General features: G+C 65.3%; 25 protein-coding genes. 8 read left to right on the forward strand and 17 right to left on the reverse strand.

What is annotated here, in order from left to right:
- Nucleotides 1-6: 6 nt before the first annotated feature.
- On the forward strand, nucleotides 7-948 hold the full coding sequence (locus tag ACOI2T_RS26820; RefSeq protein WP_085147104.1) for an NAD-dependent epimerase/dehydratase family protein: 942 nt from the start codon (nucleotides 7-9) through the stop codon (nucleotides 946-948).
- Between the two features lie 4 nt (nucleotides 949-952).
- Here the strand turns inward: ACOI2T_RS26820 and ACOI2T_RS26825 are convergent, their stop codons facing one another.
- The 6 genes from ACOI2T_RS26825 to ACOI2T_RS26850 form a co-directional block, all read right to left on the reverse strand.
- Nucleotides 953-2,182: a glycosyltransferase family 4 protein gene (locus tag ACOI2T_RS26825; protein ID WP_409504475.1), complete on the reverse strand. Its 1,230-nt coding sequence runs from the start codon at nucleotides 2,180-2,182 to the stop codon at nucleotides 953-955.
- Nucleotides 2,179-2,739 (reverse strand): LbetaH domain-containing protein, encoded by a 561-nt coding sequence (locus ACOI2T_RS26830; protein ID WP_409504476.1) that lies wholly within the window; start codon nucleotides 2,737-2,739, stop codon nucleotides 2,179-2,181. Before ACOI2T_RS26830 ends, ACOI2T_RS26825 begins: the two co-directional genes overlap by 4 nt.
- Nucleotides 2,740-2,796: 57 nt before the next feature.
- Nucleotides 2,797-3,183 carry a hypothetical protein gene (locus ACOI2T_RS26835; protein ID WP_409504477.1) on the reverse strand — a complete coding sequence of 129 codons (387 nt, stop codon included), beginning with the start codon at nucleotides 3,181-3,183 and terminating at the stop codon, nucleotides 2,797-2,799.
- A complete protein-coding gene (locus ACOI2T_RS26840; protein ID WP_409504478.1) occupies nucleotides 3,180-3,572 on the reverse strand; it encodes a hypothetical protein in 393 nt (130 codons plus the stop codon). Before ACOI2T_RS26840 ends, ACOI2T_RS26835 begins: the two co-directional genes overlap by 4 nt.
- Nucleotides 3,572-4,144 carry a YdcF family protein gene (locus tag ACOI2T_RS26845; protein ID WP_067843495.1) on the reverse strand — a complete coding sequence of 191 codons (573 nt, stop codon included), beginning with the start codon at nucleotides 4,142-4,144 and terminating at the stop codon, nucleotides 3,572-3,574. Before ACOI2T_RS26845 ends, ACOI2T_RS26840 begins: the two co-directional genes overlap by 1 nt.
- Before the next feature lie 69 nt (nucleotides 4,145-4,213).
- Nucleotides 4,214-5,443 (reverse strand): lipase family protein, encoded by a 1,230-nt coding sequence (locus ACOI2T_RS26850; RefSeq protein WP_409504479.1) that lies wholly within the window; start codon nucleotides 5,441-5,443, stop codon nucleotides 4,214-4,216.
- A 298-nt stretch (nucleotides 5,444-5,741) separates the two neighbouring features.
- Between ACOI2T_RS26850 and ACOI2T_RS26855 the strand changes: the two genes are divergently transcribed.
- Together ACOI2T_RS26855 and ACOI2T_RS26860 are read left to right on the forward strand one after the other, a co-directional pair.
- Nucleotides 5,742-6,980, forward strand: a complete 1,239-nt coding sequence (locus tag ACOI2T_RS26855) for a lipopolysaccharide biosynthesis protein (protein WP_409504669.1) — start codon at nucleotides 5,742-5,744, stop codon at nucleotides 6,978-6,980.
- Complete coding sequence (locus tag ACOI2T_RS26860; protein WP_409504480.1) at nucleotides 6,977-8,029, forward strand: polysaccharide pyruvyl transferase family protein; 1,053 nt, start codon at nucleotides 6,977-6,979, stop codon at nucleotides 8,027-8,029. Before ACOI2T_RS26855 ends, ACOI2T_RS26860 begins: the two co-directional genes overlap by 4 nt.
- On the opposite strand, the gene ACOI2T_RS26865 is transcribed toward ACOI2T_RS26860, so the two are convergent.
- The 6 genes from ACOI2T_RS26865 to ACOI2T_RS26890 are packed head-to-tail and all read right to left on the reverse strand — an operon-like array spanning nucleotide 8,026 to nucleotide 13,237.
- On the reverse strand, nucleotides 8,026-8,745 hold the full coding sequence (locus ACOI2T_RS26865) for an SGNH/GDSL hydrolase family protein (protein WP_067843488.1): 720 nt from the start codon (nucleotides 8,743-8,745) through the stop codon (nucleotides 8,026-8,028). The two genes, ACOI2T_RS26860 and ACOI2T_RS26865, sit on opposite strands and share 4 nt — an antisense overlap.
- An 18-nt stretch (nucleotides 8,746-8,763) precedes the next feature.
- Nucleotides 8,764-9,504, reverse strand: a complete 741-nt coding sequence (locus ACOI2T_RS26870) for a class I SAM-dependent methyltransferase (RefSeq protein WP_409504481.1) — start codon at nucleotides 9,502-9,504, stop codon at nucleotides 8,764-8,766.
- 55 nt (nucleotides 9,505-9,559) lie between these two features.
- Entirely contained in the window at nucleotides 9,560-10,591 is a 1,032-nt protein-coding gene (locus ACOI2T_RS26875) for an HTTM domain-containing protein (protein WP_409504482.1), read from the reverse strand.
- A gap of 22 nt (nucleotides 10,592-10,613) precedes the next feature.
- Entirely contained in the window at nucleotides 10,614-11,150 is a 537-nt protein-coding gene (locus ACOI2T_RS26880) for a hypothetical protein (RefSeq protein ID WP_409504483.1), read from the reverse strand.
- Entirely contained in the window at nucleotides 11,147-12,469 is a 1,323-nt protein-coding gene (locus ACOI2T_RS26885; protein ID WP_409504484.1) for an O-antigen ligase family protein, read from the reverse strand. The genes ACOI2T_RS26880 and ACOI2T_RS26885 overlap by 4 nt, the downstream gene beginning before the upstream one ends.
- A gap of 9 nt (nucleotides 12,470-12,478) precedes the next feature.
- Nucleotides 12,479-13,237, reverse strand: a complete 759-nt coding sequence (locus ACOI2T_RS26890; protein WP_409504485.1) for an SGNH/GDSL hydrolase family protein — start codon at nucleotides 13,235-13,237, stop codon at nucleotides 12,479-12,481.
- Nucleotides 13,238-13,642: 405 nt separating this feature from the next.
- Here ACOI2T_RS26890 and ACOI2T_RS26895 point away from each other — a divergent pair, with 405 nt between their 5' ends.
- Entirely contained in the window at nucleotides 13,643-15,016 is a 1,374-nt protein-coding gene (locus tag ACOI2T_RS26895) for a tyrosine-protein kinase domain-containing protein (protein WP_409504486.1), read from the forward strand.
- A 4-nt stretch (nucleotides 15,017-15,020) separates the two neighbouring features.
- On the opposite strand, the gene ACOI2T_RS26900 is transcribed toward ACOI2T_RS26895, so the two are convergent.
- The 3 genes from ACOI2T_RS26900 to ACOI2T_RS26910 form a co-directional block, all read right to left on the reverse strand.
- Nucleotides 15,021-15,581 (reverse strand): SGNH/GDSL hydrolase family protein, encoded by a 561-nt coding sequence (locus tag ACOI2T_RS26900; protein WP_409504487.1) that lies wholly within the window; start codon nucleotides 15,579-15,581, stop codon nucleotides 15,021-15,023.
- 211 nt (nucleotides 15,582-15,792) lie between these two features.
- On the reverse strand, nucleotides 15,793-17,121 hold the full coding sequence (locus ACOI2T_RS26905) for a UDP-glucose dehydrogenase family protein (protein WP_067843463.1): 1,329 nt from the start codon (nucleotides 17,119-17,121) through the stop codon (nucleotides 15,793-15,795).
- A gap of 232 nt (nucleotides 17,122-17,353) precedes the next feature.
- On the reverse strand, nucleotides 17,354-18,439 hold the full coding sequence (locus tag ACOI2T_RS26910; RefSeq protein ID WP_067843460.1) for a glycosyltransferase: 1,086 nt from the start codon (nucleotides 18,437-18,439) through the stop codon (nucleotides 17,354-17,356).
- Nucleotides 18,440-18,705: 266 nt separating this feature from the next.
- Between ACOI2T_RS26910 and ACOI2T_RS26915 the strand changes: the two genes are divergently transcribed.
- Nucleotides 18,706-20,292: a right-handed parallel beta-helix repeat-containing protein gene (locus ACOI2T_RS26915; RefSeq protein WP_409504488.1), complete on the forward strand. Its 1,587-nt coding sequence runs from the start codon at nucleotides 18,706-18,708 to the stop codon at nucleotides 20,290-20,292.
- 12 nt (nucleotides 20,293-20,304) lie between these two features.
- On the opposite strand, the gene ACOI2T_RS26920 is transcribed toward ACOI2T_RS26915, so the two are convergent.
- Nucleotides 20,305-21,546, reverse strand: coding sequence for a hypothetical protein (locus tag ACOI2T_RS26920; RefSeq protein WP_409504489.1), 1,242 nt, complete (start codon nucleotides 21,544-21,546; stop codon nucleotides 20,305-20,307).
- Between the two features lie 343 nt (nucleotides 21,547-21,889).
- Between ACOI2T_RS26920 and ACOI2T_RS26925 the strand changes: the two genes are divergently transcribed.
- From ACOI2T_RS26925 to ACOI2T_RS26935, 3 genes are all read left to right on the forward strand, one after another.
- Entirely contained in the window at nucleotides 21,890-22,210 is a 321-nt protein-coding gene (locus ACOI2T_RS26925; protein ID WP_409504490.1) for a hypothetical protein, read from the forward strand.
- 65 nt (nucleotides 22,211-22,275) lie between these two features.
- The gene (locus tag ACOI2T_RS26930) at nucleotides 22,276-23,349 is read left to right on the forward strand and encodes a glycosyltransferase (RefSeq protein ID WP_421874800.1); all 1,074 of its coding nucleotides are present in this window, start codon (nucleotides 22,276-22,278) and stop codon (nucleotides 23,347-23,349) included.
- A complete protein-coding gene (locus ACOI2T_RS26935) occupies nucleotides 23,349-24,686 on the forward strand; it encodes an MATE family efflux transporter (protein ID WP_409504492.1) in 1,338 nt (445 codons plus the stop codon). Before ACOI2T_RS26930 ends, ACOI2T_RS26935 begins: the two co-directional genes overlap by 1 nt.
- Here the strand turns inward: ACOI2T_RS26935 and ACOI2T_RS26940 are convergent.
- On the reverse strand, nucleotides 24,679-25,806 hold the full coding sequence (locus ACOI2T_RS26940) for a 3-ketosteroid-9-alpha-monooxygenase, oxygenase component (protein ID WP_409504493.1): 1,128 nt from the start codon (nucleotides 25,804-25,806) through the stop codon (nucleotides 24,679-24,681). The genes ACOI2T_RS26935 and ACOI2T_RS26940 overlap by 8 nt on opposite strands.
- Between the last annotated feature and the right edge of the window lie 72 nt (nucleotides 25,807-25,878).

Raw genomic sequence — 25,878 nt, forward strand, 5'->3', positions numbered from 1 at the left:
TCGGAGATGGATATCGATTCACGGATCTATGTCGCCGGACATCGGGGGATGGTCGGTTCGGCCATCCATCGCCGGCTGCTCGACGAGGGCTACTCGAACGTCGTCACCCGCACCCATCACGACCTGCCGCTCGATGACCCGGCCGCGGTGGAACGGTTCTTCGCCGCCGAGCGACCGGATTTCGTCGTTCTGGCCGCCGCGAAGGTCGGCGGGATCGTCGCGAACTCCACGCAGGGCGCCGATTTCATCCGGGAGAATCTGAAGATCCAGACGAATGTGATCGACGCGGCCTACCGGTACGGTGCCCGCAAGTTGCTGTTCCTGGGTTCCAGTTGCATCTACCCCAAGCACGCCGAGCAGCCCATCGTGGAGGAAGCGCTGCTGACCGGCCCGCTGGAGCAGACCAACCTGCCCTACGCCGTCGCCAAGATCGCGGGCAAGACGATGTGCGACGCGTACCGCGCCCAGTACGGATTTGACGCGTTCACGGTGATGCCGTCGAACGTGTACGGCGTCGGCGACAACTTCCACCCCGAACACTCCCACGTCGTCGCAGGCATGATGGCCCGTTTCCACGCCGCCAAGCTTGCCGGAGCGGACAAGGTCGTCGTGTGGGGCACGGGATCACCACTGCGCGAGTTGATCGACGCCGACGACCTCGCCGACGCCTGCGTCTTCCTGCTGCGATCCGACTTCTCCGGCGACATGATCAATGTCGGTTCGGGCGAAGAGATCTCGATCCGCGACCTGGCACTGCTCATGAAATCGATCGTGTCGTTCGACGGCGACGTCGAGTTCGACTCCGCCCGGCCCGACGGAACTCCGCGCAAGATCATGGACAACACGAAGCTGACCGCGCTCGGGTGGCGCCCGACGCACAGCATCGAAGCGGGTTTGAAGAAGATGTACGCGTGGTTCCTCGAAACCGAAGCCACGCGCAGCCGTTGACGGCTTACCGGCTGCGCGCGACGAGGTCCGAGCACCACCGCTCGTAGCGGTCGATCGCCGCTGACTCGTCGAGAACGTCCTTGGCGTAACGCTGGCCGGACTGCCCCATCTGCAGTCCGGCCTCCTTGTCAGCCCCGATCCGGTGTGCGGCAGACACCAGTGTCTCGGGATCGTCGGCGGGAACGATGACACCGGCACCCGACGAACGCACCTCGTAGGCCGTCGCACTGCCGTCCGACGTCGCGGCCACCACCGGCCGCCCCGAGACGAAGTACGACGTGAGCTTGCTCGGCACGGCCATGTCCGCGACATCCGGTTTTTCGTTCACCAACAGCACATCGGCTGCCTTGAGCACTTTGGTGAACTCGTCGGCGGGCACCGGTCTGATGAACTGCAGGCTCTTGGCGCCGACGGCGGCTTCTTCCAACTTCCTGCGCTGATTGCCGTCACCGAGTAACACGAACCGGACCGGGGACTCGGATCGATCGACGAGTTTGGCTGCGGCCACGACGTTCTCGAGCCCCTGCTTGGCGCCCATGTTGCCGGCGTGCACCACAACGACCTCGTCGGGATCCCAGCCGTACTTGGCCCGCACGTTCTGTGTCGAGTCGGGATCCTCGGTGGGGATCTCGATGTGAGTCCAGTTCCGCACGACGGTGATCCGCCCGCGGTCGACCCCGAGCTCGCTGAGCACATCGGCGAATCGATCGTGGATCACCGACACGCCGGTGGCGCGGCTCAGCATGCCGACCTCGAGTTTCGTGGTCGCGGCCGCGCCCCGGCCGCCCATGGCACTGGTTTCGAGTACACCCTTGCCGTAGAGATCCTGCACGACGACGCCGACCGGGATGCGCTGCGCCCGAGCGCGGCCCACGACGGCGCACGAGGCCAGCAACGGCGGGCTCACCGTGAGAACGACGTCCGGACGGTTCCATGCGCTGCGCGCCGCGGCCAGCGCAAAGCTGGCCTCCATGCGCACCCTGCCCTTCGTACTCGGTGTCTCGGACATGGCGTGACGCACTCGCCGAATCGTCACGCCGTTGACCATCTCCACCGAGGAACGTGGCGCATTCGCGTACGCGTCGGCGATTCGCCATTCCGGGTAGTGCGGAAGCCCGGTGATGACGGTGATGTCGTGCCCGCGCGCCGCGAGGCCCTCGGCGAGCCCGGTGGTGTACGGGGCGATACCCGTGACCTCGGGAGCGTAGTTGATGCCGATTATGGTTATTCTCACGGTCGTTCACCGTTCCGCGCGCGAGGCGCCAGTATCGTCGCCCCGGCCGGGACATCACTTGTGACGAGGGCGGTCGCCCCGATCGTCGCACCATCGGCGATGGCGACGCCGCGCAACACCGTCGCGCGCGCCGCGATCCACACACCGTCGCCGATCGCGATGGGACCGTTGTCGAATTCGAAGCTCGGGCTGCGCCGGTCGTGGCTGCCCGTGCACAGCAAGGCGTCCTGCGACACGCAGGTATTCGATCCGATGGTCACGTGTTCGAGATTGAGGATCCACGCCCCCTCCCCGACCCAGGTATCGGAACCGATCTCGAGTTTCCACGGCCAGTGGATCTTGACGTCATGCCGGATACGGGTGCCTGGACCGATCTTCGCGCCGAACATGCGAAGGATGGCCGACCGGACCCGGATCGGGCACCACCACGCCATCAGGAAGCTTCGCGAGACCAGCAGCCACAGCACCTGGACGGCAACGGGCCGCCCGATCTCGTAACCGGCACCGGTGAACTCACCGAGGGCGAACCGGGTGCCACGCTCTCGAAGTTCAGTCATCGCCGGGCGTCCCGCGCACGATCAGACCCATGTCTCGATTCCTCCCCTAATCCTGGTTCATCCGTATACGGCTCTGATGAACACGTGCAGCACTGCCTGAACCATCAGGTTGCCTGCGAGCGCGAACGTGGCACCAAACACCGTTATCGCCGTGAGTGACACGGTTGTCCGGCGAATCAACATCCGTACTTCGGCACTGTCCTGCAGTGTCGGCAACGGGACGAGAACCGCCAGCGGTGTTGCCAACGTGACCAGGAGCCCGTAGCCGACCAGGACAGCCAACCCGCCGGTCGCCCGGGGCACTGCCGCAGTGAATCCACCGATCAACGCACAGACCATACTCGTGCTGGCGACCACGAAGAACAGCGACTGCCCCCGCGCGAACCACGCCAGCGCGATGCCCGCACCGATCGCGCCGCCCAATGCGGCGAAGGCGACATTCACCGTTCCCCCACCGGCTCACGGCGCCGGGCACGAAGCGCGACGCCAAGTGACGCACCGGCCCACAATCCGGCGATCACCGCAGCGGGTGCGACGACGATCAGCGCCACCACGGGCCACGGCGCTTCGCTGACGCCGATCGCGATGTAGCCACTGATACTCGCCAATCCGCCTGCCACTCCGGCCAGAAATGCGCGCACGACGCCGCCGACGGTTGAGGCCAGCGCATAACCCAGCACTCCGCAGCCCGCCAGAATGCAGCCAACGGTCGCGGTCACCAGAGCGAGCGGCGTGGGCCACAACTCGTGCACCTGAAATCGCACTGCCGCACCCACTCCGCCACCCACGATGAGCGCGGTGACATCGTTTGAGCCACGCCCGAATCCGGCCATCACTGCTCCCCGGCGCATTCAGGCTGAAGCGCGTTCTTGACCGTGCTGATGTTCTGGTACAGGTACGTGAACTGCCACTCCGCAACGGAGAAGTCGTAGTCCCTCGGAACGGCGCGCATGACGAGCGCGCCCGGATCCGGGGAGAAGCACTGCTCGAAGATTCGTCGCGCGCGCGGAAGGTGGTAACGCCAGCTGACGACGATCACCGACTTCCAGCCGCGCTCCTGGGCGAGCTGGCGGGTCAGAATCGCCTCGCCACGTGTCGTCAAGAGTTCCGGCTTCCTGCAGAGGATCTCGACGTTGGCGACAGCCTCCTGACACACGCGCCTCATGATCCGGTCAGTGGGCGGATACGGATCCGACAGCACGAGTACGGGAGCGGCGCCATCACGAACCAGGCTCAGGCCATAGTCCTCTCGCCCGTCGTGTTCACCGCCGAGCACGATCACCGCGTCGGCCTTGCGGAGCTGGTCCTCGCGCGCATTGCTGTACAGGAAAGCTCCGCTGACACCGGACAGCACCAGGATCACCGCCAGTACCGCGCCGCCGAAGACAAACACCTTGCGTCGCATCAGCGATCCGCCATCGTCAACATGTAGTCGAACTGCCATATCCCCCACCGCTGCGCTGTGGCCGAATGCTCAGCAATCACGCGAGACCGCCTTCCCCGCGAAGCGGTCTTCCAGCCATTGCGCCTGGTCGGATGCATCCACGTCGAGATGTCCCTTACCGCTTTCCAAGCGCGAATTCACCATACCGCCCGATGCGCAGGCGCGCTGGACGGCTTGCGTCGTCCATTCGTGGTCGAGGTACGCGTCGTTGTCGCCGTACACAACCGACAGCGGACCGCTCAGCGGCCGCTGCGGCAATGCCCACCGCTGCAACAGTTCACGTAGTTGGGCGGCGGCCGCCGGGGTGTGTGGCCCGAGATCGTCGGGGTCCAATGCGTCCAACGCATCGGAACGGTCCGCCGAGAACGCACACGCCGAAAGCGACTGCCAGGATGCCGTTGCTGTGCCCCGCCGGAAATCGTCGAGGTTCACCTCCGGATGCAATCGGTTCAACGACACCAGTAGCCACTGGAGCACGCCGGCCTGCTCCAGCGTCAGCTCGCCGTCCGCCGCTTTCGCAACCACGCCGGTGACATCGGCCGCCGGTGAAACTGCCACACTGCCAACGAATTCCAGTTCTGGTGCATAAGCGGCAGCCTGCTCATTGGCGGCCCACGCCGCACCACCACCGAGTGAGCCACCATAGGCCGCCCACCGCTTCGAAACTCCAGGGAATGTGGCGCGCAGCGCACGAACGGCATCGATCATGTTCAGGCCCGCCGTCCGCGCATCGGTGAACGGGTGAATCCCTTCGGCACCCAGCCCCTGGTAATCCGGGAACGCAACGGCATAGCCACGCTCCAGCAATTCGACGACCGGCGCTGACTGGCCCAGCAGATCGTTGTACGAGGACGGCCCGCAGGAGGGGTCGATGCCGGTGGCACCGTGGCCGTAGGCCACGGTGGGCCAACCGCCCGCGGGAGGCTTTCCGCCAGGCACGAAAACGGTCCCCGACACCACCGTCTCCGTTCCCGTGTCACCGTCGCTGGATCGGTAGGAGATTCGCGCCGACTGTGCACCGGTGTCGTCGATCGAGCTGATCAGATTCGGCATGGACTCCGCACCGACAAGGCTGCCCGGACCCCTACCACCCAGATCCGCCGACAGAATCGTGTTCCCCTCCGCCATCGCCGCACGCCCGGCCGGCCGAAAGCAACTGGCGTACAACGTCGTCACGACGACCAGCAGCACCACGATCACAATGCCGGCGCGCACTGCGCGACGCCGGCGGCTTCTCGCCGGATTTGCCGCAACACGCACAGAGCCAGTGTAGGGGCACATGTTTCACTCATCGCGCCTACACGGAGCCGCCGCCTCCAGCGGTTTCCGCGGCCATGCCGCGCAGATTCGCTGCCGGACAGCAGAATAGGCGCTCACACAGCAAAAGTCGGCCGGTCGACGTCAACGATACGTTGCTGAATTCGCAGCGTCGGGCAACGGCTGCAGGCGACCCAGAAGCATGGTGCAATATCAAAGGGGGGCATGGGGAAACATTCCTCCGGTTTCATCGGCGAAACACCGCTGCCGATGTCGGATCACACCGTGAGGAGACACTTCGATCGGCCTGAAGCAACAGTATTCGTGGATTCTGGCGGGCCGGCTGACCGGAGCCGCGGTTCAAGCCGCCAGTCTGACGCTCGTCGCCCGGTGGAGCGGGCCTGCCGAGTTCGGATTCTTCGCCGCGGCGTACGGAATCGCGTTGGTAACTCAGACCGTTGCCGATCTCGGACTGACGAAGTACATCGTCCAGTTGCGGGTGTCGGACCGGTCAGATGGCGGCATCGGTGCCGCGCTGCGCCTCGGGCGCAACATCAGCATCATCAGCACCGTCGTCGGAACTGTCGCGCTCGTCGCAGTGGGCACTCAGATCCCAGCCGTGATGGCCCTGTGCCTCATGCCGTTGTGGATGTCCTCGGAGAAGCAGGTGGAAGCCTGGCTCGGAGTGTCGCTGGCCGACGGCAAACTCTGGCACAACGCAACGTCATTGGTGTTCCGGCGACTGGGCGCGTTGGTCGTGTTGCTTGTCGCGCACGCGGCCGGTCTCGACCCGGTTCCCAGTTACCTCGTCGGGTTGACGCTGTTCTCGCTACTGGCGTGGTGGCACGTACGGATCGTCACCGACGACGTTCGCACCGACCGGACCGTACGGGCAAAGAGCCTGCTGATCGGCGGCCGCCACTACTGGTTCAATTCGCTTGCCGTACAGGCCATGAACTTCGACGTGACTGTCGTGGCAGCCATGGCGAGCGCGCAGTCCGCCGGCTACTACGCCGCAGCAAGCCGCCTGACCACCCCGTTGCGGATCGTGCCGACCTCGTTCGCCACATTGCTTTTCCCGGCCGCCGCGAAAGCACAGCTCAGCGGCGCCCGGCCGTTACTGAAAGCCGTGGGCGGGCTGATCGCCATCACGACTGTCATGTACATCGGTCTGGCCGTCGCACTGCCCATACTCGTCCCGCTGGTACTGGGTCCGAGCTTCGCCCCCGCGGCTCCCGTCATCCAGGTCGTCTGCGTCGGACTGATCTTCGCGGCGATCACCTCACAGTTCAATTCGCTCATGCAGGGCTGGGGATACCTGCGTGCGGTGACGATCATCTCGACGGCATCGACGCTGCTGAGCCTGATCGCCATCGCGATCGCCGCCGCGCACTGGGGCGCGCTGGGTGCGGGCTTCGCGCTCGCTGGCGGCTACGTCGTTCAACTGGCCATCCAGGCCGTGACCATCGGGTCGATATTGCGTAAACAGGGGAGACAATGGGCAGAACAGCCTTCATCAGCGTCGCTGCAGCCGAAATGAATCTGGGTGACGTGTTCATCCGACGCGCGATCACCCGGCACATCGCGGCCAACGATCACCACGCCGTGGTGTACACGGGGTCGATGGGCGAAAGCTACGTGGGCGCCTTCGAACTACCCGACACCTGGATCGTCACCGGTTCCCCACGCCGATTCCTGCCCCTGCTGTTACGGGCCTGCCTGCGGCGGGAAGCGCTGGTCATCATGGCGCCCGCACCGGCGCGCCTGGATCGCAAGGGTTTCTATCTGGCCAAGCAGGTCGGTGTCGCCTGCCTGCTCGCACTCACGCGCCTGTGCGGCAACCGGGTGGTGGTGATGGGCCGGGCACTGCGCGGCTCGGGACGTCTGGCGGTGATGGCCGAGCGGATGACGGCGCGGATCAGTTCCCTCTACCTGGCGCGTGATCCGCAGACCGCCGAACTGATGGGATCGAACGCACAGTTCAAGCCCGACTTGGGTTTTGCCGACATCGCGGCTCGGCCACGACCGGACGTGACGTCGAACAGTCCCCGTACTCTGGTCGCGCTGTCGCTGCGGTACGACCGTCCGCCGGTCACCGAACTCGTCGTCAAGTTCGTCGAACGCGTTCGCGCACAGGGATTCGAAGTGGTCATGGTCACCCAGGTGCGGCAGGATCGCGCGATCAACCAGAAACTCGCCGACGCGTGCGGCATCGACCACGTCGATTGGCCGCACACCCGTAGCCATCTCGACCAGGAATCGGCCGTCGTCGACGTCTACTCACGGTGCATCGCGGTTGTCAGCAACCGGTTGCACGCGCTGGTGATCGGCGGGCGCTACGGTGCCGTCCCGATCATCGCCGACGAGATCGACGAGAGCAAGCTGCACGCGACCCTCGACGATCTGCTCAAGCCGCAATCGGTCTGGCTGCACAGACCTGCCGACGAGCAATCCATCGATGTGTCCGAAACCGAGGTGGAACGCATGCGCGCACAGTTCGCCGCTGCCGCGGAGGCGCTCGAACCGGCGCTGCAAGAACTTCAGAACCTGTTGGGATCACCCACCCGCGAGGCCCTTCCGGCGCGCTAGCGGCAACTGGGTTGCAGCCCAGCCAGTTTGAGCTCCTCGATGAGTCGCCGGGCGTACTCTTCGTATCCCGACGGGTTGAGGTGGTACCCGTCGTCGACGAAGAACTTCGGGTCATGGACCCATTGCGCCTTGGCGGCGTCGATGTAGCGCACACCGGTCGCGCGGGCGGCCTCCTCCAGCGCCGCCGACACCCGGGCGACCTCGTTCGGGTCCGTGCGCGGCGTCACCACCGGCCCTACCGCGATGATCTGTCCGCCGCCGATTCCGGCCTTGATGTCATTGAAGGTCGCGACGGCTGCACTCGTGATCCTTTCCGACGACGCGGCCAGATCGTTCAGCCCGCCCTGGACCAGCACGATCTCGGGCCGGCCGGCGGTGACATTCTGGACGCGACGCGGAAAGTCGGCAGAACCGGGGCTCTGCCGGGATGCGGAGACGTAACCGGTGCCGCCTTGTGCGGACACTTTGACCAGGGTCCAACACATGTCGTCGCTGACGCGGGTCACCCAGCCGTTGTCCCAGCTGCCCGCACCGGCCCCCTCGGTGTAGGAGTCACCGAGTACGGCGAACGTACGGTCGAGCGAAATGGCCGCGGCCGGAGGCGGTTTGATCTGGTCTCGGCCGGACAGCCACCACAGCCCGCACAGCAACGCGAGCACCGCCAGACCCAGTCCCGAGACGACCTGCCAATTGATGCGTTTTGTCTGCCCCGCCATGCCGGCGCGTCCTTTCTGCTAGCTCATGTCACGCTTACGCACATAGACCAACAGCAGCGGCTGCAGGGCTTCGGGAAGATGTTTGTTGAACCACTTGGTCACTCGATACACGAACGGGTGGCCGAAGTGGTAGGCCGGCTCCGACGATCTGCGGGCGACGAACACTTCGGCACCCGGACCGAACGCGCGGCGCAGTGCACTCGGCGTGTTCAGGCCGTAACACGTCGGGAACACGTCTTGTGCTTTCCGGCCAGGCTGGATCGAATTCAGCGCACGCACGTGCAATCGGTTCGGCACGGCGCGGGCGGCCAGCGCGATATAGCCGAACTTGTTGGGCGTGATGGCCGCGATCAGTCCGCCCGGTTTGAGCACCCGCAGGAGTTCGCGCCCCAGCCACTGCGGGTCGGCCACGTGCTCGAACACATATCGGGCGACGATGACGTCGAAGGTGTCGTCGTCGTACGGCAACGGCGCGTCGGTGCGAATGACCTCGGCGTGGTCGAGAAACGGGTTCTGCAAGACTGATTCATCAATGTCGCATCCCTCGACATGTGCGCATCTGCCCTGCAGATTGCTGATCGAGCGGCGATAGTCCACGGGGTCGTCCAGCAGGGGCTCACCGCGGCCGGCGCCGAAGTCCAGCACCCGGTCGGTCGGCCGCAGCACGGCGGCCACTTGATTGAACATCGCCACCGGGCCGTCGATGTGGCTGAAGCCTCCGATGTTCGCTTCCGGAAAGAATCTCCGTTTCAGTTCCATACCGTCCATCAATGGTCGGGGATGCGGTATCCCCTCCCCCTCTCCAAGTCGGCGATCATTGTCGAACGAGACGCGGCCGTGCTCTGACGATCAGTGACACCAGATAGCCGAGGCCGATGGCGCCGGCGATCAGAATCGCGATGAGATAGACGGTGGGAACGAACCATTCCGGCCGCAGTGCAACAAGTATCAGACCCACCGACGCGATCGCTGCCGATACCGCCGTACGCAGCCACAGGCTGGACGCCAGCCGAGCGGCGAGCTTGTCGAGTCGGTCCACCGGGACGGCGCTCCACCGCGACCACGGTACGAACGCGGCGTACACCATGAGGTTGTACGGGAACAGGATTCCCAGTACGACCCGAGCGATCACATGGAAGACCGACAGACCGGCGAGCGCCACATAGAACAGGCGCCAGCTCAAGGCCGCGAGAATGACACCGCACTCCATCACGATCGTCGCGTAGTCCATCAGCTCCCACAGGACGGGATGGTTGATCGGCCACCACATGGCCGAACCGTCCAACGGCGTGTTGAGCACGTCCTCCCGGATGATCGCGTAGCCGTACGTCGCCTGTGAACTCCAGTCGAGCCAACCGCCGTGTACCTTCGACAGTCCTGCTGTGAGCATTCCGACGCCGAGCGCGACGGCGAGGCAACGCGGAACCCAGGAGTTTCCGGACAGGTCGGCGCCATCGCGCCGGGAATCAACCGAATAACTCGACCCCCACGCCGAGAACGCCAGCAACAGTGCGACGAAGGGCAAGAAGATCGTGTGGTCGATCTTGCCGAAGCTGTAGCCGATGCCGTACAGCACGATCTGCAGGACGCCAACGGCCAATGCCGAGAACCTTGTGCGCCAACCGATTGCGAGCGTGGCCAGAGACACGCACAGCGCCGCTTGAACCAGCCAGATCACCGCGGCCGGCGGCGCCCCGCCGAGTACCGCGAAAGGGCCGACCGGTGGATCGAACGCCGCAGGCGGAAGGTACGCCGCGTAGTCGGCCCGGTACACCGTCAACAGGACGAAGAACGCGTAGACGATCCGGAACAGGGACAAATCCCGTCCGGAGACCGGCGAATCCATCAACCATGCGTCGAATTGCCGTCTACCGAGCACCATTCGACGCCCCCAGCGGAATATCCGTCGTCTTGGCGTCCGAGATCGGGTACGCACGGTTCTCGCTCAGCCGGTACTCCCGCTCCTGGGTGACCACCCGCAGGTACGCGACGTCGCCACCCGCAGGCACATGCCTGCCGATCTCGTCGCGCAGCATCGCACGCGACCGGCTGTCGATCTCGGGTTGCGACGCGATCGCGTCGATCACGAACGAGCCTTGATTCCAGCTGTCGGAGAACAATTCGTCGGCGTCGAGTGGAACCGACGATCCATCCGCGAGTACCGCGGCGAGCGTCTCGGTGCGTCCGGACAGCGTGCCGTCGGCGCCGGGCACGGTTTTGAACGGTGGTTGCGTCAACGCGGGGTACGGCTCGGACGACGTGAACGTGTACCACGCGGCCTGCACCGGCAGCGCGAGCACGATCAGTGCAAACACCACCCAACCCCAGAGCGCAGATTTCCGTGGTGCGCCCTCGGCGACTTCTTCGGTTACGCCGGGTGTTTCACCCTTCTCCGCCTGTGTCATGTGCGTACCGCCGTCAGTTCCGCGTCGTCATCCACCGGTCGCAGCACGGTCGCGACGGTGAGCGCGGCCACACAGCCGACGGTGTAGTACATCTCCGGGCCCGTCAGGTATGTCCCGGCTTGACCCGCGATCAACCAGGTCGCGATCGAGATGAACAGGAACCGAGCGTAATAGTTGCCGCCCTTGATGAGCCGCCAGCAGTCCCGGAAGACGAACGCGAAGTATGCGATCATCCCGGCCGCCAACACGATTCCTCCGGCAGCCAGCAGCTGCAGCGTGATGTTGTGCGCCTCGGTGACGTGTCGGATCCCGGCACCGAAGATCGGATATGTCATCCAATCGTTGAGCGCCTGCTGGAAGAGGGTCAACCGGGCTTCGTTCGCGCGTTCGGCGCCGCCGGCACCCTCACCGGTGAATCTCAGGATGTCGGCCTGCTTGTCGGCCAGCACGGTGAAGAGCAGAACCGCCCCGACCCCCACCATGCCCACGAACGCCGTCGCGACCACCCGAAGTGCCGCACGCCTGTTCGGCAGGCACATGGCTGCCGCCAGGACGCACAACGGCGCGAGTCCCTGGGCGCTGCGGGATCCGGTGGCGAGCAGCCCGCAGACCATGATCACGAGCGCCAGGCCCGGTATCCACTTCTGTCGCATCTTGCTCAGGAAGTAGATGAGGAACGGCAGCGAGATCAGAATGGTGTAGCCGAGGTTGTTCGGGTGATCGGACAGCCCGGAGAACCGTCGGTCGGACCAGCTGTAAGTGATTGCCGCATAATCGAGTTCGGTTCTCACGTGCGTGAGCCCGATGAGGTCGGTGAAGGCCACGACGCAGGACACCGTGACGCCGGCAGCGTAGGCACCCATCACCCATTCCACGACTCTCGGTTCGATCCTCGACGCCGCAATGACCGCGATGGGGACGATGTAGATCGCCGCCAGCCACAGCATCGCCTTGCCGAAGCTCTCCGGGTGGTACTGCTGAACCTGCAGCCGCAACACTCGCCAGAAGTACGGTGGCGGGTCGATCTGACGTACCAGCACGCATATCGGAATCACCACGGCGGGGATGAACATCCATGCCGGAATGGTGAAACCCCGTCTGCCGATGATCACCAGTGGCAGCAGGGTGAGCAGTGAGAGTCCGACGAAGAAGTCGCCGAACGAGACCGGCCCGGCGAGATTCAAGATCGCCATGGTGGACGTGAACGCCGCAAGAAGCAGCGGCGCGATGGCGAGACGGACCAACAGCGGCGAGAGCGGTACCGGTTGCTTCGCCTCCTGCGGTGCCTGCGCCTCCGCCGGCTCTAGTGTCGTCGTCATCTTGCCGTCCTATCCGCAGCTCGGCTTCACGCCGGCCTGTACGAACTTGTCGACGAGCCGCTGGGCGTATTCCCGGTAACCTTCGCGGTTCGGGTTCGTATGGTCGGGGCTCCACATCGCCGGATTCGTCAGCCAACGTTCGGCGACCGGATCGATGTAGGGCACACCCACGTTGTGCGCGGCAGCGGCGATGGCACCGGATACTCGGGCGGATTCCTCGGGCGGAATGGTCGGATCCGGCGGCGCCACGGGGCCGATGACGATGAACTCCGCATCGCCCGCCTTCGCCTTCACGGCGCGGAACGTCTCGGCCGCCGCCTCGGTGATCGCCTCCGATCTCGCAGCGCGGTCATTGATTCCGCCCTGCACCAGAATGATCTGAGGGTTGCCCGCCATGACGGCGTCGACACGATCGCCATACCGGAGCTTTCCGATATCTGCGGCCGCGGTGGTGTAGCCCGTGCCGCCCTGCGCGCCGATCCCACGCGGCCGCGACGCCGGCAACACCGTCCAGCACATCGAATCCGCGACGAGCTGAACCCAGCCGGTCTGCCAGTCGGCACCGGCACCCGACGAGAATGAATCGCCCAGCACCGCAAGCGCCGGGCGTTCCGGCGGCGGCGGCGGCTCGAGGTGAACGCGCGCCGGCGGCGATGTTTCGACCCGATTGCCGGCACTCGCCCACGCCACCCCGCCGGCGAGCGCTACCACCCCGATGACGATGAGCAAGCCCGCGAGCCAGCGGCCGCGCAGAGAACCAGAAGTCATTTGAAGCGTCCCCCAAAGTACCGCTCGAAAATCGATGCGTGGCCTAAAGATACAACCTGATCTGGGCCCTTGTCGGGTGTGAATCAGGCCGTGCAATACCAGCAACCGCATACAAACAGCCCGATATCGCGCTCACCGGCATATTGCTTCTCGGTACGGCGCACTGGCTACGAATGACAGTTTGTCGGCCACATTTCCGCGCCGGCTGGTTCCCGGCCCAGCAGAACGGGTTTCGCGCCCACGAAGGCCTCGTTCGACGACAACACCGCAGTTGATGGCACCGTTTCGGGGGCGACTCCTCGGCCAGCGCGACAGCACAGGAGGCTGTATCGTCATTGCCGGGAAAGTGCATTCACGGACAATCACAGTGTCTGAAGTGGGAAATCCCGGGGGAGACGACAAGAAATGCTCAATAACGTTGCGGGCCCGACCCCGCGCAACATTCTTACGGTTCTCGCAAAAGGGTGGGTCCTAATACTGGGCACTGCCATTGTTTTCGGACTCGGCGGGCTCGGAATCTCGATGCTGCAGAAGCCCGTCTACGAAGCGAGTACAACGCTGTTCATCACGTCGGGCGGTACTGTCAGCCCGACGGCCTACGACACGGTCAAGGCATCCCAGGAACGGGTCGGAAGCTACGCACAGCTTCTCTACTCGGATGCGATCCTCGCGCCCGCAGTGGAATCGGCAGGCTTGGACTGGTCGCTCGAACAAGCACGCCAGGCGGTCGGCGTTGACATCAACCCGCAGGTGGTGTTGATGACCATCTACGGCCGCGACAACAATCCCGAAGTGGCCCAACGGTTCACGGCCGCGATCGCCGACTCCATGATCAAGGCGGTGTCCACCCTCGAGGTGCCCGGCAGCGGCTACGAGCCGACCGGCAAGCTCACGGTGGTGACGCCTGCCACGGTCGCGAGCACACCGGTGGTACCCACCACCCAGGTCAACGTGATCGTGGCGGCGATGATCGGCCTTGTTGTCGGTGCGCTTCTTGTCCTGGCACGAGAAGCCAGAAACAAGAAGATCCGCAACGTCACCGATGCGGAGATCGCGCTCGGATCGCAACCACTGGCGATCGTGCCGGGTGACGACGAGCTCAAGGACGCGCGTCTCATCGACCTGGACGGCGAGCCCACCGCCGCCGTCACGGCCTTCCGCGGCCTACGCTCACAGCTGATGCTGGCACTGCACGAGAAGCCGAATCCCATTGTGGCGGTGACAAGTGCACGAGCCGGCGAGGGCAAGACGACCGTTGCGGTCAACGTCGGGGCGACGCTGGCCAAGGGCGACAGCTCGGTTGTCGTCGTCGATACCAACATCGACGACCCCCAGGTCGACCAACGGGTCGGCGCCACCGAACACCCCGGCCTGACTGATGTGCTGCACGGCCGGGTCCCGCTCGGTGAGGCCGTTCAGCGTGGCGTCACCGGTCTGCAGACACTGGCCGTGCTCGGGGCGGGTCAGAAAGATGTCGACCACCCGGACGACCTGTTCGTGTCAACGGCCTTCAGCGCACTGATCCGTGAGCTGGCAGAGCAGTTCGACTACGTGATCGTCGACTCCCCCGCATTGCTGGCAAATGCCGGCACCGATGCCATCGTCGGCCTGGCCGACGGCGTCGTCGTCGTGGTCCGTCCGAGCATCTCGTCCACCGCCGATCTCGCCGAATGCCGCAAGCGGTTGACGGCGGTCCGGGCGAAGCTGCTCGGTTTCGTCTTCGGGGAATCCCAGACCGCCAGCAGTGGCCGCGCACCCATCAAGGTGAACGCGCACTGAGGATTTAGTTCGACACCGGCCCGGCCAGCTGGTCCTTGATCAACGACACGATCTTGTCGGCAAGGACCTGCTGGCCGGCGTCGTTCGGATGGACGCCGTCGGCCTGGATGAGGTCCGGGCGGCTTACCAGCCAACCCTGTTCGAGCGGATCGACGAAGGTAGCGCCGGCCCGACGCGCCTGTTCGCACACCACATCACGTACCTGCAGGATTTCCTGCGGCGCGGGGGCACTCGGCCACACCGGGCCGATCACCAGGAGCCGTGCGTGCGGTGCCCGTTGTATCGACTGCTGCAGCGCCTCGTGTACAGCCGCTGCGAGTACATCGGGATCGGTGCCACGGTCATTGCGGGTACCCCAGAAGACCACCAGTTGGTCGTCTGCGGTCACGGTGCCCGCGACGCGTTGGACGAAGGTTGTGCCTTTCTTGCCGGGCGTGACATAGCCCGATCCGCCCTCGCCGCCCACGTGCGCGTCGACCTTGATGCCCTCGGCAGCCAGGCGCTGCCACACCAGGCCGGGCCACGGTTTGGCGCCGGCACCACTCGTGTACGAGTCTCCAATCACCGCCACCCCCTTGACATCCGGGGCAACAGAATTCTGCTGGGCGCCGGCGAGCGGCCCGGACGAATAGTCACCAGCAGTGCAGCGAGCAGTGGGAGTGACAGCGTCCGCGCTACACGCGCCGACCGGAAGCAACACTGCGGCGGTGACCCCGAGCAGCGCGAGACGTATCGGTCGGCGCTGGGCCGAACGCCGGTTCAACGGTGTCTGCGACTCAGGCACACTTCCGGCGCCCGAATCCGCGGTACTGCCAACCCGCGTTCACCCACGCCTGGGGGTCGAGGCAGTTCCTGCCGTCGATCACCCGGGGATGGCGCACGACCGACGCGAGCCGCGTGGGATCCAGCTCACGGAACTCGGACCACTCGGTGAGCACCAGCACGACATCGGCACGGTCACACGCATCCTTGGCCGACGTCGCATAGTCCAGCGTGGGAAACAGCTTGCGGGAGTTGTCCATAGCCTTCGGGTCGTACACGAGCACCGAGGCGCCCTGCAATTGCAGCTGCCCTGCCACATTGAGCGCGGGCGAGTCACGCACGTCATCGGAATTCGGCTTGAACGCCGCACCGAGCACGGCTACCCGGGCACCCAGCAGCGAACCACACACGTTGCGGGTCATCTCGACGATCTGCGTCCGCCTGCGCATGTTGACGTTGTCGACCTCGCGCAAAAAGGTCAGCGCTTGATCGGCGCCGAGCTCCCCCGCCCGCGCCATGAAGGCACGAATGTCCTTGGGCAGGCAGCCGCCACCGAATCCCAGCCCGGCGTTGAGGAACGCACGGCCGATGCGATGGTCGTATCCGATCGCGTCGGCAAGCTCCACCACATCGGCCCCAGCCGCCTCACACACCTCAGCGACTGCGTTGATGAACGAGATCTTGGTGGCCAGAAAGGCATTCGCCGAGGTCTTGACGAGCTCGGCGGTGGCCAGGTCCGTCGTGATGAACGGCACGCCGTTCTCGAGCAGTTGAGCGTAGATCTCCCGCGCAACCGTCTCGGCACGGCCGTCACCGTCGGCGTAGGTGCCGAGAACGAGGCGATCGGGCTCCAAGGTGTCCTTGATCGCGTAACCCTCGCGCAGGAATTCCGGGTTCCACGCCAATTCAAGGTCTTCGCCGGCCGGCGACAGTTCCTGCGCGAGCCGCCGGAACCGCTCGGCTGTTCCGACCGGGACGGTGGACTTCCCGAAGATGACCGCAGGCCGGTCGATCATCGGTGCGAGCGTTCGCACCACGCTGTCGATGGCCGATACGTCTGCGCTGAACTCGCCGCGCTTCTGCGGCGTACCGACCGCGATGAAGAACGCGTCGGCGAATGCGGCAGCTTCGGCATTCGACGAGGTGAACTGCAACCGGCCCGATGCCAGCATGTCCTGTGTCAGTTCGTCCAGACCGGGCTCATAGAACGGCATCTCCCCCGAGCGCAGCTTGGCCAGCTTCGCCTCGTCCACATCGACACCGAGCACGTCGTGCCCCAGGCTGGCCATGCAGGCCGCGTGAGTCGCACCCAGATAGCCCGTGCCAAGTACCGCAATTCTCATATGCCCCTGCCCCCCCACGAATCCCCTGTGGCGTCCCGGCCTCACCGCACGAACGCCCTGTCGAAGCCGAGCCGACGACGTGTCACACACTACCGGCTCCGGCCCTTCTCCACATGTCGGAGAAGGGCGTTAACCGCCAGCCGCACAACCTTTTCCAACACATCCGCGTGATGCGCCAAGTTTGGCAAACATGCCGTCGTTGACCATGCCGGCAAGCGCGCGGCACACTTCGTCACACCTGGGAATCTTGCGAGATTCCCCGCAGTGCCCGCTGGAACCCGTCCGCCATCGCGCTCGATGAGTACGTGTTCTGCACCTGGCGGACGATCGCTTCGTGGTCCCAGGCTTCCGGTTTGGTGTAGACCTCGACCAGCTTGTCCGCCAGCGATTCGACACTGCCGGCCGTGAAGTACAAACCCGTGACGTCGTTCAGCAGTTCGACCTCGGGAGCGTGCGGCTCGTCATCGGCCACGACCATGGGCACTCCGAAACCCAGGCTTTGCGTCAGACTCAGCCCGACATAGCCCGGTGACGCGGAAACCACTGCGGTCGAATAGAACTCGCGGAGACGCTCCAGATCCGAGACGTGGCCCGGGAAGATCACGTCGGCACCGATACCGAGTTCGCCCGCGAGCTCCTCGAGCCGGCCGCGAAGCGAGCCGTCGCCGACGATGCGCAACCGCGCGTCCGCGGGCAGGCGGTCGCGCGCATGCGCGAAGGCACGCACCAACAGTTCCGGCTTCTTCGCGGGCTCGAGGCGGCCGACGTAGATGGTGTCCGTGCGCGGCGTCGTCGGGTCCCACCCCAGATCGGACGCCCGGTAGAGACCGTTCGAGGCCACCCAGACATCGGTGCCGGGATCCTCGGTGCGTACCAGCTCAGCGTCGGTCCACGTGTAACTGATCACGCCATCGGCAAAGCGGCGCATCGCGCGGCGAATCGGCACCGTTCTGGCCGAGGCGCCCGCCCTCGGAAGGATGTGGCCCCACACCAGCGTCCGGGTGCGCTTGACCTTGCTGATCAACAGGACGAGACACGCCGTGAGGGAGCGGGGGTTCAGGTCGACGACGACCACGTCCAGCCCGTCGAGATATCTGAGTGCGCCTGGCTGCCAAAGGATTCGACGGCCAAGCCAGTGACGGTTGCGCAGTTTCACGACACCGGCAAATTCCGCGCTGCGAACTGTCGGATCGCTGTACACGTCACCGCCCACCAGAACTAGCTCGTCGCCGTTCTCGGCGAAGGCGTCGCGCAGTTCGCTGAGAAAGTTGCGTCGGTAGTCTGGAAAACCCGCGGTGATCACGGCCGCACGAATCATCCGACGCGCCAACCGTTGTCCAGGCCGTGCCCGACCGACGAGCTCCGATCAACGGCATCTGCCGTCATAGCTCCCCCTGTTTGCCGCTCATGACTGATCTTTGGAAAGCAGCGTTATCCGTGCGGCATAACGTATGCCCCCGCCGCTTCCGCAGACTCTACCGTCAGTTTTCGGAAAGTGCTGGGGCCGCGGGCATGTAGCGCTGACGGCCGGGGCGGCATGTCGCCGAACCCGCGTCCACGCAGCACGAGTGCCATGATGGGGTCATGCCGAATCTGGACCGGCGCAGTGTGCTGCGCCTGGGTGTCACCGGCGCTGTCGGTGCATACGCGATGAACGCCCTTGGGATTCCGGGCGCAAGCGCCGAGAGTTCGGCAGAGGCCGGATCGACGGTAAACGTTGTGGAACAAGGCGTGTCCAACACCGGAGCCGAGGACGTCCGCGCGGCGATCCAGGCCGTGGTGAAGGAGTTCGGCGGGCAACACCCCATACGCTTTCCCAAGGGCCGCTACCGGATCGGCGAGAGCGGCCAGTCCGGATCGAACCGCATCGTGCTGCCCTCCGGCACCCGAATCGAATGCGATCCCGGAGCGGTGTTCGAAGTCAACGCCGTCGATGCGCAGCGCGGCACCGCGGTCTTCTATGCGAGCGGAACCGAAGGTTCCAAGCGCGCTCTGACCGTCCCGCAACCGGAGGGCAGCCAGTTCATCACGTTGCCACCCGAATTTCGCGACGCGTTCAAGACCGGCGACCTGATTGGCCTCGAATCGACACGTCAGGCCGTCGAGATCGTCGGCTACCGCGATCCCGGCCTGGGCATCGGTTTCTGCCGCGAGATCCGGCAGGTCAGCTCCGTCGAGGGGGACGTCGTCCACGTGGACACCCCGCTCGAATACACCTACCTGCCAGAGGACAACGCGCGCTTCTTCCGGGTCACGCCCGTCACCGACATCGTGTTGACAGGCCTGCGGTTCGAATCCGGCCCGGGTGTCAGACCGGGCGTCAGCCACACCTACGCGATCAAGCTCGAAAAATCGCTGGGCGTGCAGCTACGGGATATCGAACTCCACAACATGACCGGCGGGGTGATCTTGCTCGACGCGTACCACGCGGGCGTCGACGGCTTGCTGGCCGACGGCCTGCCGAGCGTCGAGAACTCGTACGGGTACGGGCTCGCCGCGGCGGGGTCGACCACACATCTGGTGGCCAATCACCTGAGCGGCCAAGGCACTCGGCACATCTTCACGACGTTGGCCGATGAACGCCCCGGCAAGGAGTACTGGGGCGGTCCGATGCACGTCGAGGTGAACGACTCGACCGGCACGGGCGGGTCCGACAGTTACTCGGTATTCGACACCCATGAGTTCGGCAGACACATCCACTTCAACAATTGCAGCGCCCTCGGTGGCGGCCCCAAAGTCTGCGGCTACCAGATGCGTGCCCAACATGTCGTGTTGAACAACTGTCGCGCCGAGGGCAACGGTTTGCACGCCGTCTCACTCAAGAGCACGTCGGCCAATGTCGTGATCGAAGGCGGTGAGTTCGCGAAAGCCGGTTACGCCGGGGTGAATGTCCGCGGCAGGGACCATCGCATCGACGGCGCGCACGTTGCGAACAGCGGCCAATCCGGCACCGCCAGCGGTGGAATCGATTACGCAGGTTCGGTCGACGTGCACATCAAGGGCTGCCAGCTCGTCGACAACTTCGACCGCGGCCTCAAAGACTCCGGTATCGATCCCTCGGTGCGCGCTTTCATCGAGGACTGCGTCGCACTTCCGAGCGCGACGCAGACCATGTCGATCTTTCGCGCCAACGACACCACCACACTCAAGGATTGCGAGTTCGGGCCGTAGCTCGCGCCGTGTTCAAACGGTCGCCAGCACGTCGAACGTCAGTCCTTGATTCAATGCCGCCCGCAGGGGCTCGGCGGGGATGACGTCGGGAAAGTACGTCGCGGTCAGCTGGAGTTCGTCGCCCACCGTGACGAGCGCGATGGTCAATTGGTTGCGGGCCCCTGGCGGCAACGCCACCGCCGTGATGCGGTCCCGACTGTCACTGCGGTACTGGAACTTTCGCAGGGAAGGCAGCCGGGACACGTCCGAGAATGTGACCTCGATGTTGCCGTCACGCCCGTCGGCAACACCAGGGCCGAGTGCACGCGCCGGTGGGCGCAGTGCCCTCATCGCACACACCGCAAGCGTTCTCGTGGCTGGATAACTGGAGTGTGCGCCGGTCGCCCGTGTGACGCTCGCGCCGAAGTCGGCGAGTGTCTGGCCGCGCGGCGTTACCGCTTGGGCGACCATCGAGAGGTTCGCCAGCGTGGCCTCCCCGGGACGCAGATACCGGCGCAGGTCGGTCAGCAGGCCGGTCGTCGGGGCCAGGTGCGCACCGCAATCCTCAAGGCATTGCGCGAGACTTCTGCGGAGCGCGTAGAACACCAACGTGGCGACCGAGGTACCGCGATACCGACGGTCGCGTAGTTCCCGCACCGCGGGCAGGAAGCCGGGTTGGCTCCGGATGAAGATCGTCGAGTATCCCGACGACGGTGACACGGACGGCACTCCCCCGCTCCGGCCAGCTGTTTCGCTCGCAGCACGGCGGGTTTTCGCCGCGTTCAACTCGTGGGTGACGTCACGGGCGATGCCTACCGGGCCGGCTGCGAGCATTCGGTAAGCCACCCGGGCAAGCGGTCTTGTGACGTTCAGATCTTGTTGCGGCGGAAGATATCCGGACGGCAACGGCGCACCGGGCCGGGTGAGAGCGGCAGCGATCTCGGCGATCGCGTGAGCGTCTCCGATCCCGTGGTCGATACACAGCGCCAGGTGACCGGCTATGTTGCCGGCAACTATCGGCTGGTCGACGGTCCGGCTCGCCAACTGTGTCATGGTGGCGTCGACGTCGGTCGGATCGAAGTCGATGTCGCCGGCGACGACCGACGGCGGCAATCGGGGTTCGAACCGCCAATCCCGCCGGTCACGTTGCGGCTGTAAACCGACGCGGTTTGCCGGGCCGCCCTCGGCGATCCGCGACAGTACCGCGTGATAGGAACCGGCATCGGCCGGCGTGGGGCCGATCAGTACCCATACCCGCGCACCGGCGAATTCCATGTCAAGCGGCCCAACTCGAACTCGACCGTGCCGGATCTTCACTGCAGTCCCCCGCCCCCTCGATTGCTGCGAAGCAATCCGGCTTCGTATCGTAGCAACTTCCAGGCGAAGGGTCGCCGAAAACCCGCTGCCCCTGGCGAACACACCGCGGCACAGTCTGTTTGACTGGCGGACAGGGTGGGAATGTGCCAAGGTCGAGGCGTATTCATAGGTACGGGGCGCTCAGGGGGAGCAAAGCTATTTTGGCGACGACAGCGTATCGAATCCAGCCGAAATATGTCTGTGCGCATGAGCGCTCAGCATTTGCGGTATCGCCATGTGTCGGCTCGACGGCAAAGTAGCCATGCGCGCGCATCGGCAGGGCGAAGGCACCGGGTGGGTTCGTCGCGCACCCGGCCCGACGCCGTCCGGATCGTCGGTGCCGCCGGGGACACTCATCAGCAACCGTTGGAGTGCAACGGAATTGACCGATCTACCCGAGCACCGGGACGCGGGCCACGCCATGGCCGCACGGCGTACCGGCCGACTCGGTCAGCCCGCGGTTCCGCCGCCTATCGGTAGCCGCCGCGTGATTTCGGGCAACGATGCCGTGCGGCAGGAAGATTCGCTCACCGTGCGCCGCGCGGTGCAGTGGGCTCATCCGGGTAAGCGTTCCCGTTGGTGAGGATCCTGCATATTGTCGCTCTGGTAACTCCCGACGGAGCGTACGGCGGCCCGGTACGGGTCGCCATGAACCAGACCGCGGCCCTCCATCAACGCGGCCACACCGTCAAGGTGGCCGCGGCAGCCTCGGGCTTTCCGCACCGGCCGACGCAGCTCGGCTCGGTACCCGCGGAACTGTTCGCGTCCATGGGCTCGGTACCGGGTCTGGGTTTCGCCTCGACGTGGGCGCCGAGGATGCGATCGTGGATCAACGCCAACGCCTCGCAGTTCGACATCGCCCACGTCCATCTCGGCCGGGACCTCGTGACACTGCCCGCCGCGCTTCAACTGCGGCGCCTGCGGATTCCCTACGTTTGTCAGACGCACGGCATGATCCGTGCGCGAAGCCATCGCCTGGCCCCCGTCATCGATCGGGTGTGGACGAACAAACTGCTCAGGGACGCCGCTGAGATTCTCTGTCTGGACGAACGCGAGCACGCCGACCTCATCGAGATCGTCGGCCCGGACTGCAACTATGAACTTCTGCCCAACGGAGTCCCACCGGCGTCCGACTACGCCGCTGCCCGCAACGGCCGAAGCGATGACATCCCGGAGGTGCTGTTCCTGTCGCGCCTGCACAAGCGCAAGCATCCCGAGGTCTTCGCCGAAGCGGCCCTGGACATGTTGCGCAGCGGCATGAAGGCCCGGTTCGCCATCGTCGGCATCAACCAGGGCGCCGAAACAGCCGTCGACCGCGTCATCGACGTCGCGCGCGAAGAAGGTTTCGGCGAGAACCTGTTGGTCCGCGAACCGGGGTTACCGCCGGAAGACGTCAACGAACGCCTCAGCCGCGCGTCGGTCTACGTTCTCCCCGCCGAACGGGAACCGTTCGGCCTCACCGTCGCCGAGGCGCTCTCGGTGGGGACGCCCGTCGTGATTCGAGACGACGGCGGCCTCGCGAATTTCGTTCGGCGCCACAATTGCGGGCTCTGCGTGAGCGGCACGGCCGCGTCGATCCACGAGGCGGTCAGCTACCTGCTCGCGAATCCGACCGAAGCCGAGGAGATGGGTCAGCGCGGCGCCGCGGCTGTCAAGGCCGAGTTGAGCAGTGACAGCGTCGCCGCCCGGCTGGAGTCGATATACCAGGGTCTGGACGTGTGATGACCCGCCCCGCCGGCGGACCAGCGGCGCTGTGGACGACCATCGACCAGCTGCTGTCGAGCACCAGCAACGCACTGCTGTTGTTCGTTCTGGCGCAGGTGGCGACCGTGTCCGAATTCGGCGTGGTGTCTTTGCAGATCGCCATCGTGATGGCCTGGATCGGATTCAACCGAGGCGCGGTGGGAACCCCGGTTCTACTGGTCAGCAATCTGTCGAAGCGGGAAATACTGGCCGAAGGCGGCTACGCGACCGCGTTCTCGATCCTCTCGGGTACCGGTGCGGTCATGGCGATCCTCGCCGTCGGATGGGCGGCGGGCGATGTCGCGATGGCGGTTGCTCTCGGGGTCGTCATCCCGGTCGTGCTGGCGCAGGACGTCGCTCGATACCCGGCGATCGCATCTGGACGTCCACTCGTCGCCGTCGTGGCCGATGCCGCATGGGCACTCGGGATGGCGGGGTTGTTCGCCGCCAACATCGCGGGCGCAGGCGTATCCGTCGAGACCGCGATTCTGCTCTGGGGCGCACTCGGTCTGCTCTCGGCCACTGTGCTGGTGGCAGGCACGCCGATCAGGCCACACCTCGATCGGATCGGCTCGTGGTGGAAGATGTACTCTCCGGCCCGAATTCGGTTCGGCGCCACCTACGCGACGGTCGCGCTGTCAACCGCTGCCACGGCGGGGTTGGTGACCGTGATCGCCGGTGCCGACATCGCGGGTGGATTGCGTGGGGCCAGCAGTCTGTTCGGCCCCATCATGATGCTCATCATGGCAGTGCCCATGGTGTTCGTCCCGCACGTACGCCGAACCTCGGCCTCGCCGCGCGCGCAGTGGCGGCTTCTGGTGAAGACCTCGTCGATCACCTCGACACTGGCCATCGCGGCCACGGCACTCGTGATGGCCGTGCCCACTCCCATGGGTGGGTGGATACTCGGTCAGACCTGGGAATCGGCCGTCACCGCCGTGCCGTTCATCGGCCTGGAGTGCGCCGCCAACTGCTGGATCGTCGGCCTCTACTCGTGGCTGCAGGCACAAGGCATGGGACGCAAGCTGTTCCAGCTGCGGGCTCTGCACGTGTCCCTGCAGCTGGGCGCGGCCGCGGTGGCGGCTTTGGCCGTCGGCACGCTCGTCGCCGTGGCGTCCGCGCTGGCGGTGTCGTGCTGGCTGATGGCGCTCATCGGCCTGGTGGTCGTCGGCCGCGCCAGCCGGCGGCAACCCACCACTCGGCCGGCACCGCAAGCGCCGTCCCAGAATTCGGCTGCGCACGATCCCGCAAGGCCGTGGCCGACCATCGACGTCCTCGACGACGAGTTGGTACGGACCGCGGCCAGGACTAGGTGACGGACGCGCGCCGCGCGAGGTTGTCTTCCACTTCCTGTTTCCAGAGCTCGAAGGCGTGTGTGGTGTCGACCTCCAGTTCGAACCGGTCGGTCATGTCGGGCGTGACGTCGGCGAGGTCGACGTGGAACTGCTCGTACCACCGGCGATGCTGATACACCGCGCCGTCTTCCTCGGTCAGCAGCGGATTGTCGATGCGAGTCTTGTGTTTCCAGATCTCGACGTCTTCAAGGAAGCCGTCACCGAACGAACGGCCCATCGCCGCAGCGAGTTTGGCGGCCTTCTCGGCGGGCAGACCCGGCATCTGCTGCACGGCAACGCCCCACTGCAGTACGAACGAATCGTGCGTGACCGGGTAGTGGCAGTTGATCAGCGCGACCTCGACGGTGAAGCCGGGACCGAGGTCGTTGTGTAGCCAGTTGATCATGTAGGCGGGGCCGAAATACGTTGCCTCGGAACGTAGATATGTGCCGTCCCACAGCTTGTCCGGATTGGCCGTGTAGTCGGGCCGCGGTTTGGACTCCATGTACTGGCTGGCGGTGTGACCCTCGATGACGTTCTTGAAGTACGTCGGGTAAGCGTGGTGGATGTAGAAGAAGTGGGCCATGTCGACGTTGTTGTCGACGATCTCACGGCAGTGCGAACCCTCGATCAGGATCGAATTCCATTGCCACGGCGACCATATGCCTTCGGCGTAACCCTCGATGGTCGGCGGGATGAGCTCCGGTGGCGGCGTGGAACCCTCCGGGTCGTGCCACACCAGCAGCTGACCGTTGACCTCGTGCGTCGGCCATTTCCGGGTGCGGGCCAGGCGCGGGGTGCGCTTGGCATACGGCACGAGTTTGCATTTCCCGTCGCTGCCCCACCTCCAGTCGTGGAACGGGCAGGCCAGGTTGTCGTCCTTGATGGACCCCCGAGACAGGTCACCACCCATGTGTCTGCAGTACGCGTCGAGTATGTGCAGGGCCCCGGCCGAATCCGCGTACACCACAAGCTTGGTCCCGAACGCTTCGATGCCGTGGGGCTGCCCGTCACGGAAGTCATCGGCCAGACCGAGGCAATGCCAGCCGCGGGCGAATCGGGTCATCGCCGTGCCCGCGTCGATTTCCCGGATATCGCTCATCGGCATTCCTTTCCTCGAGCGCGCCCCGGCGGCACCCCACCATTTAAGCGCAGATGCTTAAAAATGTGAAGA

Origin of the sequence: Mycolicibacterium wolinskyi str. Jessa 2025 (genome assembly GCF_049241375.1) — a bacterium.
GTDB lineage: Bacteria > Actinomycetota > Actinomycetes > Mycobacteriales > Mycobacteriaceae > Mycobacterium > Mycobacterium wolinskyi.

What these genes read in the sequence shown, in the direction of transcription:
- ACOI2T_RS26930 (WP_421874800.1), top strand. Translation starts at nt 22,276, where the DNA reads ATGAACCAGACCGCGGCCCTCCATCAACGCGGCCACACCGTCAAGGTG.
- ACOI2T_RS26905 (WP_067843463.1), bottom strand. Translation starts at nt 17,121, where the DNA reads ATGAGAATTGCGGTACTTGGCACGGGCTATCTGGGTGCGACTCACGCG.
- ACOI2T_RS26820 (WP_085147104.1), top strand. Translation starts at nt 7, where the DNA reads ATGGATATCGATTCACGGATCTATGTCGCCGGACATCGGGGGATGGTC.
- ACOI2T_RS26845 (WP_067843495.1), bottom strand. Translation starts at nt 4,144, where the DNA reads ATGCGACGCAAGGTGTTTGTCTTCGGCGGCGCGGTACTGGCGGTGATC.
- ACOI2T_RS26895 (WP_409504486.1), top strand. Translation starts at nt 13,643, where the DNA reads ATGCTCAATAACGTTGCGGGCCCGACCCCGCGCAACATTCTTACGGTT.
- ACOI2T_RS26940 (WP_409504493.1), bottom strand. Translation starts at nt 25,806, where the DNA reads ATGAGCGATATCCGGGAAATCGACGCGGGCACGGCGATGACCCGATTC.
- ACOI2T_RS26840 (WP_409504478.1), bottom strand. Translation starts at nt 3,572, where the DNA reads ATGGCCGGATTCGGGCGTGGCTCAAACGATGTCACCGCGCTCATCGTG.
- ACOI2T_RS26880 (WP_409504483.1), bottom strand. Translation starts at nt 11,150, where the DNA reads ATGACACAGGCGGAGAAGGGTGAAACACCCGGCGTAACCGAAGAAGTC.
- ACOI2T_RS26935 (WP_409504492.1), top strand. Translation starts at nt 23,349, where the DNA reads ATGACCCGCCCCGCCGGCGGACCAGCGGCGCTGTGGACGACCATCGAC.
- ACOI2T_RS26910 (WP_067843460.1), bottom strand. Translation starts at nt 18,439, where the DNA reads ATGATTCGTGCGGCCGTGATCACCGCGGGTTTTCCAGACTACCGACGC.
- ACOI2T_RS26925 (WP_409504490.1), top strand. Translation starts at nt 21,890, where the DNA reads ATGCGCGCGCATCGGCAGGGCGAAGGCACCGGGTGGGTTCGTCGCGCA.
- ACOI2T_RS26920 (WP_409504489.1), bottom strand. Translation starts at nt 21,546, where the DNA reads ATGGAATTCGCCGGTGCGCGGGTATGGGTACTGATCGGCCCCACGCCG.
- ACOI2T_RS26890 (WP_409504485.1), bottom strand. Translation starts at nt 13,237, where the DNA reads ATGACTTCTGGTTCTCTGCGCGGCCGCTGGCTCGCGGGCTTGCTCATC.
- ACOI2T_RS26875 (WP_409504482.1), bottom strand. Translation starts at nt 10,591, where the DNA reads ATGGATTCGCCGGTCTCCGGACGGGATTTGTCCCTGTTCCGGATCGTC.
- ACOI2T_RS26885 (WP_409504484.1), bottom strand. Translation starts at nt 12,469, where the DNA reads ATGACGACGACACTAGAGCCGGCGGAGGCGCAGGCACCGCAGGAGGCG.
- ACOI2T_RS26865 (WP_067843488.1), bottom strand. Translation starts at nt 8,745, where the DNA reads ATGGCGGGGCAGACAAAACGCATCAATTGGCAGGTCGTCTCGGGACTG.
- ACOI2T_RS26915 (WP_409504488.1), top strand. Translation starts at nt 18,706, where the DNA reads ATGCCGAATCTGGACCGGCGCAGTGTGCTGCGCCTGGGTGTCACCGGC.
- ACOI2T_RS26830 (WP_409504476.1), bottom strand. Translation starts at nt 2,739, where the DNA reads ATGACTGAACTTCGAGAGCGTGGCACCCGGTTCGCCCTCGGTGAGTTC.
- ACOI2T_RS26860 (WP_409504480.1), top strand. Translation starts at nt 6,977, where the DNA reads ATGAATCTGGGTGACGTGTTCATCCGACGCGCGATCACCCGGCACATC.
- ACOI2T_RS26870 (WP_409504481.1), bottom strand. Translation starts at nt 9,504, where the DNA reads ATGGAACTGAAACGGAGATTCTTTCCGGAAGCGAACATCGGAGGCTTC.